We start from the raw sequence: 15,506 nt of genomic DNA, 5'->3' as shown, positions 1-15,506 counted from the left end.
TAAGAGAGACCGATCATGGCTCAACCTAAATTTTTACTACAACCGCTTACGGTTGCGATCTTGGCTGCCTCAAATACAGTGATGGCTTGGGCAAATCCTGTTGAGCAAGCAGATACTCATCATGCGCACACCTCACTTGCACCGATTGTGATAACAGCACAACAACCGAATCAGAATAATGGTCTGGTGGTGCAAGCCGATCCAAAGCAACCGATTCAACCGATCCCTGCGACAGATGGGGCGGATTATCTACAAAGCATTATGGGGTTTAATTCGATACAAAGTGGTGGTACCAATGGGGATGTAACTTTCCGTGGTATGTTTGGTTCCCGCATCAAGATTTTGACTGATGGTAGCGAGAACCTCGGTGCATGTCCTGCTCGTATGGATGCACCAACCTCTTATATTTCCCCTGAAAGTTATGATCGAATCTCAGTGATTAAAGGGCCGCAAACTGTTCAATATGCCAATACCGGCTCAGCAGCGACGGTGATTTTTGAACGTGAACCTGAAAAGCTTACGCAAGAAAAACCATATCGTGGGCAGGCGAGTGTATTGTGGGGTTCGTTTGGACGTTTAGATCAGAATGTTGAAGCAGCAGTTGGTGATGAGAAAAAATATATCCGCTTAAATGCCAACCGTTCTGAATCGAATAGTTATCAAGATGGTGATGGTAAAACCATTCCATCTTCATGGGAACGCTGGAATGCCGATGTCGCTTTAGGCTGGATGCCAGATGAGAATACCTGGCTGGAATTGACGGGTGGCAAGGCTGATGGTGAAGCGGAATATGCTGGTCGTGGTATGGACGGTGCACAATTTGCGCGTGAAAGCTTAGGTTTACGGTTTGAAAAGAAAAATGTCACCGATGTGATCAAGAAAATTGAAGCTCAGGTGAACTATAGCTATAACGACCATATTATGGATAACTATAGTTTGCGTACACCGCCTTTGGTTGAAATGAGCCATGATGGCATGACCATGCTGATGCCAAACCCGATGGCCATGCAAGTGACACGCCGTACCTTGAACTCGCGTTTGGCCATGACCTCGGAATGGAATCAATGGAGTTTAATTACTGGAGTTGATTCTCAGTTCAATAAACATGGTGGCAGTATGTCATCGCCGACCATGCCATCGATGAATGTACCCTTCCGTCAGGATATGCGCTTCCAGTCTTATGGTGCTTTCGGTGAGTTGACTTATCAATTGAACCCGCAGAATAAGATTGTGACAGGTGCTCGCGTAGACCAAGTCACTGTTGATGATGAGCGTGTTGATTCGAAAACCAAAGGATTCAATACCCAGCTTGAAAAAACTCTACCAAGTGCATTTGTGCGTTTGGAAAATCAGAATGTTGAACATGGCTTAAATAGTTATGTTGGCGTAGGTTATGTCGAACGTATGCCTGATTATTGGGAGTTGTTCAGTCCTGAACATGGCAATGCAGGTTCGACAAATACTTTTAATGGTGTGCGTCCAGAGAAAACCTTGCAGTTAGATTTTGGTTTTACCCAGCAACAGGGCGCTTTTACGTCTTGGGTGTCGGCGTATGCAGGGTTGATTGATGATTATATTCTGATGAATTATCACGATCATAGCCATTTGCATGGTGGTGGACATGGCGGGCATGGCAGCAGTGAGATTACTGCAAGTGCCAAGAATGTGGATGCCACGATTGCAGGTGCCGAGGCTGGAATTGGCTATCAGTTTACTGATCATATCCAAGCGGATCTAAGTGCCATGTATGCGTGGGGTAAAAATACCACGGACAATACACCTTTACCACAAATTGCACCATTAGAAGGACGTTTGAACCTACGTTATGTCGCAGATAAATATACACTGGGCATGTTGTGGCGTGTGGTAGATCAGCAAAACCGTGTCAGTTTGCATCAAGGGAACATTGTGGGTTATGACCTCAAGCCAAGTGCTGGTTTCTCAACGATTTCGTTAAATGGTAGTTATAGTCTGAGTAAAGATATCGACCTTTCAGTCGGTGTCGATAATGTGTTGGATAAAACTTATACAGAGCATCTCAATAAAGCCGGTAGTTCAGGCTTTGGTTTTGCCAGTGAAGAGCAGTTCAATAATACTGGACGCAATTATTGGATGCGTATGAGCATGAAGTTCTAAGCTCGGTTAGAATCAATCAGCTCAATGACCTGCATTGGGCTGATTGAGATTTGAATCGAGGCCGGCATGCATTATCTTCAGGATCCAAAAACAATTATTCAAGAATTACAACAACAGGGGTATGCCCGCATTGTAGTTGAAGCCTGGACTGATGAAGTTCGGGACAGTATCGATCAGATGTTGCGGCAGGCAGGATTCAGGCACTACCATGTGCATAAAATTAAGCATGAGCAGAACAGTTATGTGCTTGTTCTGACAAATTTAACTCATGATCTGCCTTATGCTTTGGAAAAGGTTTATCCAGCCAGATCGTCTTTTTTACGGATTTTACCGCTAATTCTGGCTGCGAGCTTGATGGCATTTACCGTGCTGCTGAGTAGTTATGCCAAAGATCTAATGTCCTTTGTCGTGGTTCTCGTGATTCCGGCAATACTCGGTTCATTATTCGAATACTTTATGATTCGAAAACAGCCCAATCCCATTTTTCTCTCCAGACTGTTTAAAATTCAGCCGCTTGTTTTTGTGATCGTGATTGTATTCTGTGTGATCGTGTTGAGAGAAGGCATTATCTGTCTAATCATGCTCTTACCCATTCTGTTGATGGGGTTGCTGCTGGGTGCGGGCTTGATGCGATTGATTTGTCATTATCTATGGAAACCTAGTGCAAAAATCTATTCTTTTGCACTGCTGCCTCTGATTTTATGGTTGTTGTTGCCTGATTTTAGCCGTACTGAATATGGACAAACCCAGCGCTCGGTCGTGATTCATGCGCCAGCACAGCAAGTATTTCAGGCTATTAACCAAATTGGTAAGATTCAGCCTGAAGAAGTCAAACACAGTTTTATTTTTAGCATGGGCTTTCCCAAACCTATTTTTGGTATGACCGAGCAGCATGAAGGCGAGTTGATACGCACCATCCAGTGGGAACGTGGTATCAAGTTTGAAGAAAAGGTGACCGCATCACATGCGCCGTATTTATTGTCATGGAAATACCAGTTTGCTCCAGATTCTTTTCCGAAGGGATCACTGGATGACCACCTGGAAATGGGCGGTAAGTATTTCGATTTGCTGAAAACAGATTATCAGTTGCAACAAATCGATGCGCACACCACCAAGTTGATTCTGAGCATTGATTATCGTTTATCCACTGAATATAACTGGTATAGCCGTTTATGGGTCAATTATGTTTTAAACGAGTTTAGTGATGTGGTGATGCAGATCCATAAACAGCGTTTAGAAAAAGATCGTTCTTGAATGAAAAGCCAAAGCGAAGCCACAATCTTGATTGTGGCCTCGGTCGGTTAGGCCAGACAATCCTGTTTTGGCATTAAGCTATCGCAATACAAGGGATTCAATGCGCATTGCAAATCATCAATCTGCTCTTGAGTCACATAACCTTTGGCTTTGAGATATTCAGCCACACGATCATCACGCAAACTTAAAAATGCAGCATCATATACACCCAAATCAACAAATAAAGCGGCGGTTTCCAAACTGTTAAAGTGATCCAGAAACACGTCATTTTCATACATCAAGAAAATATGGGTAAGCGGGGCATTGGTATCAACTTTTAAGCGTTGAGCCAATTGATCGGGACGTGTTTTGATAAATAGTAAGTCAGAAAGTTCATCAAAATGGGTTTTATCGAGCTGGTTTTCGCCGCCTTTGACATGGCCTAACCAGGCTTTGAATACCAGTACCGCACCACCACGCAATAACATACTCCAGATTTGATAGCGGGTCTCATGGTCAAGATGAGCAGATTCATTTTCCAGCGCTTCCAAGAATTTTTGTTCTTGTTGTGCCAGTTTTTCAAATAAGCCCAAGCCTTGTGGATGATAAGCCGCAGGTGCAAACACATCAAAATTGAGTTGATCAAATACATTGAGTGCCAGTGGAACAGCGGCTTGATAAAGCGTATTCAGTGCACGTAAATGGGTATCCTCCAGTTTGCTATGCACAAAAATCGTTTGCCAATCCAGTTCAGGTAATAATGCATTGGCACTATATTGGCGATACAGCTGTTGTGAACTGTGGTCAGTTGATGAGTGATTACTATTCATGATCAATGTCCTTTTTGACAATGTTTCTGATGAGAACCCAATAAACCTTCATTGGGCTTTCAATCTCGTTGATCAATTTATGCGGGATCAAGAAAGCAAGTAGAATACGACTAAAGTTGTAGATAGGATTTTTATGCTAAAATTTATAAATAAAAACATTATCTTATGTAATTGTAAGTAAGTGTACAAACGTTCACTAATGTAAGTGAACGTTTTTGCCATAGCCAATCATGATTTGAGCACTTTGGTCAATTTATCGTTGCACTAAGCGCTGCTTTTTGATGGTTTCTGCCTATGTTGCAAAATATTTGGTCATTTATTGCATTGGCATGATTTTTAAACCTGATAACCAAGCTCTTAAACCCGCAGGTTTTAATGGCTTTTTCAACAATACAATATTCTGCTGCTTTAAATATTGTGGTAACTCAGGATCAGAATCTGCAGTAATCAGGGCCACTGGAATATGTGCAGGACGATATTGTTCAATGAAATCTAGACCACGTTGATCATGGTTTAAATGTTGGTCGATGAGCCAAACCTGAATATCTTCCTGTTCAATCAATTGCAATGCTTGCTCAGGTTCAGTGGCCGTAAAAATCTGATACCCCCATTTACTTAGCAAGGTGCGCATGCCTGCTAAAATGGTTTCATCATTATCCAAACACAACACTTTGTAGGCGGTGTGCTGTAGTGCGGTCACTTGTGGCGTGTTCATCTTAATTTTCGGTGCATCGACCAACGGCACTTCGATCATGAAGCATGAGCCTTTGCCCAGTTGCGAATACACATATACCGGAAAATCAAGCAGGCTGGTCATGCGTTGCACGATCGCCAGCCCGAGACCAAGACCTTGTTCACCCCAAGGTGAGGTGTGCCCACAACGTTCAAACTCTTGGAATAGTTTCAGGCGTTGTTGTTCATTAATCCCAGGGCCAGTATCCCAGACCCCAATCCGAATATGCTTCGGGCGATGTGCGGAGCGTAATACCCCGACCACCACACGGCCTTGTGCGGTATAACGCAAGGCATTGCTGACAAAGTTCTGAATAATGCGTCGCATCCATTGTGGATCCGTATCTACCCAGAACTGGGTATCATGTACAGACAGTTGAATATTGCGTTGCGCCGCAATCGATTTAAATTGCAGCTCAAGGTCATTTAACAGGTCATGCAGAGAATAGGCTTGACGTTTAGCTTGAATGGTACCGCCTTCCAAACGGGCAATATCCAGTAGTGCAGAGAGCATACTTTCCGCGCCATACAGGGCACGATCCAGCTGTTGCAAGGTTTGTTGATCTTCCGTTGAATGTACGCTTTGTTCTAGCGCGGTACTAAACAAACGTGCTGCATGCATCGGCTGTAATAAGTCATGGCTGGCGGCTGCCAAAAAGCGGCTTTTGGATTGATTGGCTTTATCGGCTTGTTCCAGCGCCAATTGCTGTTCAGTCAGGGCATTGGCTAGCTGTTGAGTTCGATCACTGACACGCTCTTCCAAGATGGCTTCATTTTCGCGGAAGGCGGTAATATCCGCGAATGTTGTGACAAAACCACCGCCTTCAATTGGATTGCCGCGCATTTGAATGACCAAACCATCTTTACGGATGCGCTCAAATTCATGTGCACTGCCGACTTTCATCCAGTGCAGCCGTTTACGGACGTGTTCTTCCACAGGGCCGGGACCACATTCACCACGCTCCGCGTTATAACGAATCAAATCAGCGATTGGACAGCCGACATAGACCAGATCCTTAGGATAATCAAACAGTTTAAGATATTGATTATTCCATGCCACCAGACACATGTTTTTATCTACCACGCTGACACCCTGGGTCATATGATCAATCATGGTCATGAGTAAGTTTTGGTTGAAACGTTGCCACTGCGAGGCCTGATCCAGAATATTGGCGACTTGCCCAAGGGCTAGGCCATTGTTAATCATGGCGGTGGTCAGCAAGGTACGGGCAGAGGCTGCCCCAATAATACCTGCCAGATACTGCTCGGTGAAACGCCACCACATGCCATTGGCTACGTGATTCTCATTTAAAACTACATGGTTTTGTTCACAGAACTGCTGGAAGGCTTGCAGGGTAGGCTTATCCCCTGTAACCCGTTTGGCCAGAGCCAGTAGATCACCGACTTTGAGGCGTGCAGCATTCAAATGCAGGTCGGTCAGGTCAGTATTCGATTGTGCAGATGGCAACGGTTTGCTTTCATAATAGAAAAAGCTTTCTGCCTGAATTTGTTCCGCCACACTTGGACGATAGAGGCGAGATACCCAGATATACAGCACCACGTTGAGACCCAATGACCACAATACGCCGTGGGTGAGGGGCGCAAAAGATTCAAATCCGAGGAGTGCTTCAGGACGTAAGCCATTAATGTCAAAAGGGCCAAACAATAACAGATGTTGTGCAAAGTCTTGATAATGATCAGGCAAACTACGCAATACCGTTGGGAAGAGCAGTGTATAGCTCCACATGGCAAAGCCCATGAGTAAGCCGACATAGACCCCTTGACGACTGGCACCGCGCCAGTAGAGTCCACCAATCAGTGCAGGAGAAAATTGTGCCACTGCACTAAAGGCCAATAAACCAAAAACAGAAAGCTGGTTAATGTCATTAAAGAAGTGGAAGAATAAAAAACCCAGCAACATCACACTGATGATGCTAATCCGACGGGTCAGTTTCAGCACACGCGGCAAATGTTGATCATGGCGGGAAATGATTTTAAAGCGCCATAATGCAGGCATGATCAGGTCATTACTCAGCATGATCGACAGTGCTACTGAGGCCACCAACAGCATCCCTGTTGAAGCTGAAAAGCCGCCTAAGAATGCCAATAAGGCCAACCATTCTTGTTGATAGCTTAAAGGCAGGGCCAATACCGCTATATCTGGCGTACCCAGTGATTCTGGTAAGGAGTGTAATGCCCAACTGGCAATCGGGATAATTGCAATCACAGTCAGAATGAGATAAGCCGCGAACCAGCGTCGTGCGCCGCGGATATGTTTTTCATCACGTAATTCGACCACGGCCACGTGAAACTGGCGCGGCAGGCAAATCATGGCTAAGCCCGCCAACAAGGTCTGCACCCAAAAGGTTTCAGGAACGCCCAATTGTTGCAGGTCATGGAAATGCTGGTGAACATCGCTGCTGACCTGTTTGATATTGTCAGGCGATTGCAATAAGAAGAAAGCCGCTACACAGAGTAGAGCAAACAGTTTGACAAAGGACTCAAATGCAACGGCTAACATCAAGCCGCCGTGTTGTTCGGTATGCGCAATATGACGGGTACCAAAAATCATCGCCAAAATTGCCAGTACGGCTGTCAATACCAACACACTATTGGTGGTGGTGTGAATATGGGCATTTTGCTCCAGAATCACTGACGCACTCAAGGCAATGGCACGCAGTTGCAACGCCAGATAGGGCACAATTGCAATCACGGCCAGAATGGTCACTAACGCAGCTAAACTACCGCTCTTGCCGTAACGAGCGGCAACAAAATCGGCAATCGACGAAATGGCATGGTGCTGACGAATCCGGCCTAAGCGCTTCCAGATATCATAACCAAACCAGATAAACAGTAATGGACCCAGATAAATGGGGAGGAAAATCACACCTTGGCGAACGGCTGCGCCTGTCGCACCGTAAAAGGTCCATGAAGAGCAATAGACACCCAAGGTTAAACTGAACAGCAGCATCCGACCGCGCATACCTAAACGGCTGGCGTGTTTTTCACCAAAAAAAGCACAGCCGAATAACAGCACAATATACAGGGCCAATACCCCAAGAATAAGCCAACTGTTCATATTGCTCACGTGATCAAATTCCATTTTTTATCATACCCGAAGCACAGGCAGAGCAAGGAGTAGAGATTTGCATTTAGAGACCAAAGTCTAAGTTACGAGTCAAGCATAATCTTGTTAATTTGAATAATGAAAAATCCCATGCGGAAAAGGGTCCACGGTTGGGCACAAAAATAAGGAGTTGATTATGGATGATTCACAGGTAGATCGCATTCTACATAATCCAAAGTTTCAAGAGATGGTCAGCAAAAAGCGCACATTAAGTTGGACATTAACAGCAATCATGCTGTTTATCTACGTTGGATTTATGCTTTTGGTTGGTTACAACAAAGAATTTTTAGCGAGTTCATTTAGCGGTGGCGTAACTACTTGGGGAATTCCTCTTGGGTTAGGCATTATCGTATTGTCATTTGTCTTATGTGGTGTGTATTCCTACATTGCCAATAATACGCTCGACCAACTGAATGAAGAGGCGCTCAAGGAAGTTGAGGCCATTGCACATGAAAAAGGGATGCACTGAGATGAAAGGGACATCATTTAAAGCGATATTGTTTACGCTGCTCAGCTTTTGTTGTAGCAGTGTCGCATTTGCGGGCCCAGATTTGGGTGCGGCTGAACAGCAGGCAACCAACTGGCATGCGATCATTATGTTTATGATCTTTGTTGGTTTTACCTTGTTCATCACCAAGTGGGCAGCAAAACAGACGCAATCCGCACAAGACTTCTATACCGCAGGTGGCGGAATCAGCGGTTTTCAAAATGGTTTGGCGATTGCAGGTGACTTTATGTCAGCGGCATCGTTCCTCGGTATTTCGGCACTCGTATTCAGTTCTGGTTTTGATGGTCTACTCTATTCACTGGGTTTCATGGTGGGTTGGCCAATCGTTTTATTCTTGGTGGCGGAACGTTTGCGTAACTTGGGTAAATATAACCTGTCCGATGTGGTGTCATTCCGTCTGGAAGAAAAACCCGTCCGTACCTTGGCTGCATTCAGCTCATTGGTGGTGGTTGCGTTCTATCTGATTGCACAGATGGTGGGTGCAGGTCAGTTGATCAAACTACTCTTTGGTTTGAACTACAACATTGCTGTAGTGATCGTCGGTTTGCTGATGATGGCCTATGTCATGTTCGGTGGGATGTTGGCGACGACTTGGGTACAAATTATTAAAGCGGTCATGTTACTCAGTGGTGCAACCTTTATGGCTTTCATGGTCATGAAAGCGGTTGGTTTTAGCTTCACCAATATGTTTAACCAAGCCATTGGTGTTTATAGCCAAGTACATCATATGAGTTGGGATGAAGCCGCAAAAATCATGGGACCGGGTAAACTGGCTGCCAACCCGATTGATGCGCTTTCTCTTGGTCTGGCCTTGATGTTTGGTACGGCTGGCCTACCGCATATCTTGATGCGTTTCTTCACTGTGAAAGATGCGAAAGAAGCACGTAAATCGGTTGTGGTGGCAACAGGCTTTATTGGTTACTTCTATCTTTTGACCTTCATTATCGGTTTTGGTGCGATCCTGTTTGTTGCCAACAATCCACAGTTTCTTGATGTAGCGAAATCAGCATTGACGGGTAAATTGGAGTTGGTGGGGGGGAACAACATGGCTGCGGTTCACTTAAGTGATGCCGTCGGCGGTGACCTGTTCATGGGCTTTATCTCTGCGGTGGCATTCGCAACCATCCTTGCTGTGGTAGCGGGCTTAACCCTTTCAGGTGCATCTGCAATTTCACATGACCTGTATGCCAACGTGTTTAAAAAAGGCAAAACCACGCCACAATCAGAGTTGCGTATGTCAAAAATCGCAACGCTAGGTTTAGCAATTTTTGCCATGATCTTGGGGGTTTTGTTCGAGAAACAAAACGTTGCCTTTATGGTGGGTTTGGCCTTCTCGGTGGCATGTTGTGCAAACTTCCCAGTGTTGGTGTTATCCATGTTCTGGAAAGGTTTAACCACACGTGGTGCAGTGATTGGTGGTGTTGTTGGTCTCGTGGGTGCAGTGAGCCTGATCATTCTGTCGAAAGCGGTTTGGGTAGATACACTGGCGATTTCTGAAACTGCGCCAAACCCATTCAATGGTCCAGCATTATTTGCTATGCCGCTTTCATTCCTTTGCTGCTGGTTCTTCTCGGTTACGGACAAATCAGCACGTGCAGAGAAAGAGCGTAAAGCCTTTGATGCTCAGTTTGTTCGCTCAATGACGGGGATCGGTGCATCTGGTGCTTCAGATCATTAATCACAATCAATTGTAAAATAAAAGCCCTCATTGATTGAGGGCTTTTTTATGGACTATTGATGCATACTGGCCAGTTGCTGCGTCTGATTTCGATAAAGAGACAAGCCGATGCGTTGTAGATGTCGTCCATTTTGCTCAAGCACTCGGTTTAACTTTGGAATAAATTTGGCACTGCTATACAGCGCTAAATTGCGACCAATCAGATAATAGGCAAACCATGAGGCCGATTGTGGGGCTAAACCCAACTTCTGCATTTTTTTGCGACCAATAAAAAACTGGGTAATTTCTAGATGTTGCTTATACGCCAGCTTCTGCTGGAAAGAGCGTAGATAGCGATATTTCCGCTCGAAGGGTTCTTTGGACAGACTGGAACCTAATGAAATACTGCTGGCATCTGATTGGGGGTGTGCAAATTGCATCCAGTACATCATTTTCCAACCCTCTGATTCTTTATTGACTAACCATTTTTCATCCACACCCATTAACCAGCCTACATATTTCCAGAAATGTAAAAAGCTATCAATTTCCTGCTTGTTAGGAAAAACCCCCAAAGCCCGAATACCAATCAGTACCACACCACTAAAAGCAATATTGGTCATCGCCTGATCATACTGGTTGATTGGTAGACCCCAAGTGTCGGCATCCCATTTCTCTGATTTTTGTAGCTGATGACGAACAAGTGAATGAATAAAACGTACAAAAATCGTAGAGGTAAAGCCTTTGCTAAAACGTTCAAACCCGTTTGGTTCGGTGATATCCACCCACCATTTGGTGGTTTCGGCTAAACGGGTTCCTGCCTGTTTTTTTAAAGCGCCTGTCAGAATTAAAGGTTGATTAAAACCAGGGTACAAATAACCTGTCATTAGCGATAAATCTCGCAGAACAAGTCCATTATTGATGCCGAGGCGATAAGTAAATTTAATGGCTTCATCGATTTTGACTTGTTCATACCAATCAGGTTTTTGTTCCACTAACTGGAAGAAGGCGGTCAGTTCAGCAATTTCATGCGGCAATTTATCGAGACCTTCGTATAGCGCCGTTTCAAAGTATTTACGATGCTGTTTGGGATTTTGTAATACCCACAGCAGCAATTGATCCATCGGTGCATCTCCGCTTTGCAGGGCGGTATTGAGCGCGAGGTATTCTTCATAGCTCGGTTGCACCTGCTGATGAGTCATATAACTGAGAATTTTAGTTTTGATATTGGTTTGAATCATGTCTTCAAACGCCGCCAAGCGTTTAGGTCTAACGATGCTTTGCATTGCATACTGCCTGTGATTGTTATTTAATCAAAGCTTAATATGAATATTTATTCGCATTCAATTCGCATTTCAATTGAGGCTGAGGATGAGAAAAAGACCACAGCAACAGCGCGCCAAAATGATTGTTAACAGCATTCTGGAAGGGACACAGAAATGTATTTCTGAGTATGGTGTGCTACAGATCACAACCCCAAAAATTTCTGAAAAATCAGGGGTTAGTGTCGGTTCAATTTATCAGTATTTTGAAAATAAAGAACAGATCATCGCGGAATTGCTGTTGCGTAAAAGTGAACACTTGGGGCAAGCACTCAAGCAACTGGTGATGCTGCAACAACAAACTGCTATTCAGGACATCATCAGATTAAGTATCGCTTTTGGCTTTGAAACGTTGAAATCCGATCAGGGTTTTTTCATCGAGATTCTCAAAAACTGGCATGCCTATAGCGATTCCGAAGCGGCACAGCTACTGGAACAACATTTTCTGGAAATCGGCATGTATTTATTTGGTCGCTATTATCCACACTGGGATTTTGAAACTTTAAAACATAAATCTTTTGTGATAATTAACAGTACTTTATTTACCATGATGCGTTATGCCAGTAAGAATACCTTGTTGATTGAAGAACAACGACTGCAACAAGAACTCTCTAAAATGATTGTTGCCTTTTTAGTTACATTCTGATGCGATTAACACAATGAAAATCATAACAATAGCAAGGAAAACAACATGCAGAGCTTAAAACAATTTTGGGATAGCTTTCGGCTATTGCCATCGGCATGGTTATTACTGGTTCAGCTGGCGTTATTGGTTTTATATATGTTGACTACAGGGCACAGTGAATATCGGGCTTTAACCTGGTCCTTGGGTGTTTTGGCATTATTGATTATTGCCAAAGTGATTCGGCAAAGCCCTGTGTTTACCTTTTGGGGACTGATCTTTGTCAGTGGTGCCTTTCTATTTTCGATTATGATTTTTATGGGTTATGGCAACCCGACCATTCAAATCATTGCCCATAGTTTCGAAGCTTTGGCCTATTTCTATGCGGCCTATGGTCTGTTGCGCTATATGTTTGCGGATCGTTATCTGACCAAAGATGAATTGTTTGCAGCGGGAGCGGTATTTACCTTAATCGCTTGGGCTTTTGCCTTTCTATATAGTATCTGTCAGCTAATTCTGCCTGATAGTTTCCAAAATCCCAATCAGCCACAAGCACTACAAAGTTGGCTTGATCTACTCTTCCTCAGCTTTAGCCTGCAATCGGCAACGGGTCTGTCTGATTTGATGCCACTGAGTCCAGCAGCTCGTGTGCTGGCCATGTTACAAATGTTTGGTGGGGTGATGTATCTGGCTGTGGTGGTCTCTCGTTTGATTGCTTTACAGTATATTGCGCATGTGCCTAAACAGTTGAATGATAAAGATTAGCTTTGTTACAGCATTACAACTGCTTTATTTTTCACATTTTTTATAATTTATACCGAGTTTTGCGAAATTTAAGCTCGCTTTTGTTCACTGTGTGAATGTCTTCTTTGGCCATTATGGCCTGTCCATTATCATTAGAATAACGTGAGGGAATTATGCCTTCCAAGCCATCTTCGCAGTTTGCGAATGTGAATCCAAACGTGTTTTTAAGCACGGTAATAATCATTGCGATTTTTATCGCAATCGTTGTCATCGCACCCAGTTCATTTGAATTTTTGACCCAACAACTGAAGCAATGGATTACGGACTCTTTTAGCTGGTTCTATGTTTTATCTGTTGCGGTATTTCTGATTCTGCTGATTTATATTGCCTGTTCAGCCAGCGGTAAAATCAAATTAGGACCTGATCACAGCCAACCTGAATATAGCAATGGCTCGTGGTTTGCCATGCTGTTTACCGCAGGCATGGGCATCGGTTTGATGTTCTTTGGTGTGGCTGAACCTGTGATGCACTATGTCAGCCCACCGAGTGGTGACCCTGAAAGTGTAGCTGCGGCACAACAAGCCCTGAGGATTACCTTTTTCCATTGGGGTTTACATGCATGGGCGATTTACGCCGTGGTTGGACTGGCTTTGGCCTATTTTGCTTATCGCCATAATCTGCCGTTAAAAACCCGTTCGGCTTTATATCCCATTATTGGTAAGAAAATTTATGGGCCTTGGGGCGATGGTATTGATACCTTCGCTACCATTGGTACCGTTTTTGGTGTAGCAACCTCTCTCGGTTTTGGTGTGACGCAAATCAACTCAGGCCTACATTATCTATTTGGAATCGAGCAAAGTAGCCAAGTCCAAGTCGGTTTAATTGTATTTGTGAGTATTTTGGCATCCATGTCCGTATTTTTGGGCTTAGATAAGGGGGTAAAACGCCTTTCTGAGCTGAATCTGATTCTGGCTTTGGTGCTGCTGGCCTTTGTGTTTATTGCGGGGCCAAGTATCTATTTACTGCAAACCACCATTCAAAACATGGGTTCGTATATGTCGAATCTATTTGGTATGACCTTTAACCTCTATGCCTATCAACCGAATGGCTGGATTGGCGGTTGGACCATTATGTACTGGGCATGGTGGATTTCATGGTCACCATTTGTGGGGATGTTTATTGCGCGTGTGTCACGTGGACGAACCATCCGTGAATTTATTGTGGGGGTATTACTCATCCCGACAGGCTTTACCATCATCTGGATGGGCTTTTTAGGTAATGCTGCTTTATTCAGTATTATGCAAGAACATAATGTAAGTTTGCTTCATGCTGTGCAAACGGATTCATCAGTGGCTTTATTTGAGTTTTTGAATCACTTGCCGTTTTCAGGAGTGATGAGCTTATTGGCGACGGTATTGGTGATGCTCTTTTTCGTCACCTCTGCGGATTCGGGTGCGTTGGTTACCGATTATCTCACCGCTAAAACTGAAAACTCTCCAACATGGCAACGTTTGTTTTGGACGGTGTTGATGGCAGCATTGGCCATTATTCTATTGTTGGTGGGTGGTCTGTCTGCATTGCAATCTTCCATCATTATGAGTGCATTACCTTTTACTTTTATTATGTTGCTGATGAGCTGGGGGCTGTTAAAGGCCTTAAAGCTGGATGTCACCAAGATGAAAGCCATTCAGGAAGCGCGCATTACCCCACGTGCCATCAATAATCCACGTAGTTGGCAGCAACGTCTGGGTCTGATCATGCATTACCCGCATACAGAAACTGAAGTTCAGCACTATATCGAGACACAGGTGCGTAAAGCCTTTGAAAGTATTCAACGTGAATTTAAACGCCGTCACTTGGAAGTGGAGATACGTGAAATCGAAAATGGTCTGCAATTGCATGTCGATCATCATCATGAAATTAACTTCACTTATAAAGTGATCTCCCATGCCACTGTTCCACCAAGTTTTATGTTGGGACGAGCGGAGGAAGATGAGGCCAATTACTTCCAAGCAGAAGTCTTCTTAAGAGAGGGTGGGCAAAACTATGATGTGATGGATTGGACGCAGGAAGATTTAATCCAGGACATTATTGATCAATATGAACGTCATCTATACTTCTTGAATATTGTGAGAGGGAGTACTCCTTAAGAGAAAGTACTTATTGCAATACTGAAAACAACGGTTTTGAGCGATCAAAGCCGTTGTTTTTATTCTGGGTGATGGAATTTTAAACATTCATTGAATAGGAGACAGATTTTTGAATCGAGTGAGGTGTTTAAAATAAAAGCAAAATATAAAAATAAAGCGGTTTTATTGCTGATAATAAAAACATATTTTTAATAAAGTAGTTAAATTTCAAATGGTTAGTGTGTTTAAATTCACTTTTAAGATAATTAATAAATTTTAAATTATATAAATCAGTGAATTAGATGCGTTAAAGTTTAAAAATAAAACAACCGAATAATTTAATTTTTGAAAGTGCTTGCAACGGTTCTGAAATGCTGTAGAATGCACATCCATCGGCGGTGATGCAGATAAAAACTTGTTGAGAAACAAGGATTTGGCTGAAAAGGTTGGATTCTTGAGTTGATTGATA

The 15,506-nt window shown here is 43.7% G+C and carries 10 protein-coding genes; 7 read left to right on the top strand and 3 right to left on the bottom strand.

What is annotated here, in order from left to right:
- The first annotated feature begins 15 nt into the window (after positions 1-15).
- On the top strand, positions 16-2,136 hold the full coding sequence (locus F895_RS11885; RefSeq protein ID WP_005240373.1) for a TonB-dependent copper receptor: 2,121 nt from the start codon (positions 16-18) through the stop codon (positions 2,134-2,136).
- 66 nt (positions 2,137-2,202) lie between these two features.
- Entirely contained in the window at positions 2,203-3,390 is a 1,188-nt protein-coding gene (locus F895_RS11890) for a hypothetical protein (protein ID WP_005240372.1), read from the top strand.
- Positions 3,391-3,437: 47 nt separating this feature from the next.
- Here F895_RS11890 and F895_RS11895 read toward each other — a convergent pair whose 3' ends face one another.
- On the bottom strand, positions 3,438-4,199 hold the full coding sequence (locus tag F895_RS11895) for a hypothetical protein (RefSeq protein ID WP_005240370.1): 762 nt from the start codon (positions 4,197-4,199) through the stop codon (positions 3,438-3,440).
- Between the two features lie 316 nt (positions 4,200-4,515).
- Positions 4,516-8,010 carry a hybrid sensor histidine kinase/response regulator gene (locus tag F895_RS11900; protein ID WP_005240368.1) on the bottom strand — a complete coding sequence of 1,165 codons (3,495 nt, stop codon included), beginning with the start codon at positions 8,008-8,010 and terminating at the stop codon, positions 4,516-4,518.
- Between the two features lie 184 nt (positions 8,011-8,194).
- Between F895_RS11900 and F895_RS11905 the strand changes: the two genes are divergently transcribed.
- A complete protein-coding gene (locus tag F895_RS11905; RefSeq protein ID WP_005240366.1) occupies positions 8,195-8,527 on the top strand; it encodes a DUF485 domain-containing protein in 333 nt (110 codons plus the stop codon).
- 1 nt (position 8,528) lies between these two features.
- Positions 8,529-10,244, top strand: coding sequence for a cation acetate symporter (locus tag F895_RS11910; protein WP_010589811.1), 1,716 nt, complete (start codon positions 8,529-8,531; stop codon positions 10,242-10,244).
- A 53-nt stretch (positions 10,245-10,297) separates the two neighbouring features.
- Here F895_RS11910 and F895_RS11915 read toward each other — a convergent pair whose 3' ends face one another.
- Positions 10,298-11,506: an oxygenase MpaB family protein gene (locus F895_RS11915; RefSeq protein WP_005240362.1), complete on the bottom strand. Its 1,209-nt coding sequence runs from the start codon at positions 11,504-11,506 to the stop codon at positions 10,298-10,300.
- 85 nt (positions 11,507-11,591) lie between these two features.
- Between F895_RS11915 and F895_RS11920 the strand changes: the two genes are divergently transcribed.
- From F895_RS11920 to F895_RS11930, 3 genes are all read left to right on the top strand, one after another.
- Complete coding sequence (locus tag F895_RS11920) at positions 11,592-12,188, top strand: TetR/AcrR family transcriptional regulator (RefSeq protein ID WP_005240360.1); 597 nt, start codon at positions 11,592-11,594, stop codon at positions 12,186-12,188.
- Positions 12,189-12,233: 45 nt separating this feature from the next.
- The gene (locus F895_RS11925; protein WP_005240358.1) at positions 12,234-12,929 is read left to right on the top strand and encodes an ion channel; all 696 of its coding nucleotides are present in this window, start codon (positions 12,234-12,236) and stop codon (positions 12,927-12,929) included.
- Between the two features lie 152 nt (positions 12,930-13,081).
- On the top strand, positions 13,082-15,058 hold the full coding sequence (locus tag F895_RS11930; protein ID WP_005240355.1) for a BCCT family transporter: 1,977 nt from the start codon (positions 13,082-13,084) through the stop codon (positions 15,056-15,058).
- The last annotated feature ends 448 nt before the right edge of the window (positions 15,059-15,506 follow it).

This window comes from Acinetobacter sp. CIP 64.2 (assembly GCF_000369645.1).
Classification (GTDB): domain Bacteria; phylum Pseudomonadota; class Gammaproteobacteria; order Pseudomonadales; family Moraxellaceae; genus Acinetobacter.
This window is presented reverse-complemented; position numbering and strand designations above follow the sequence as displayed.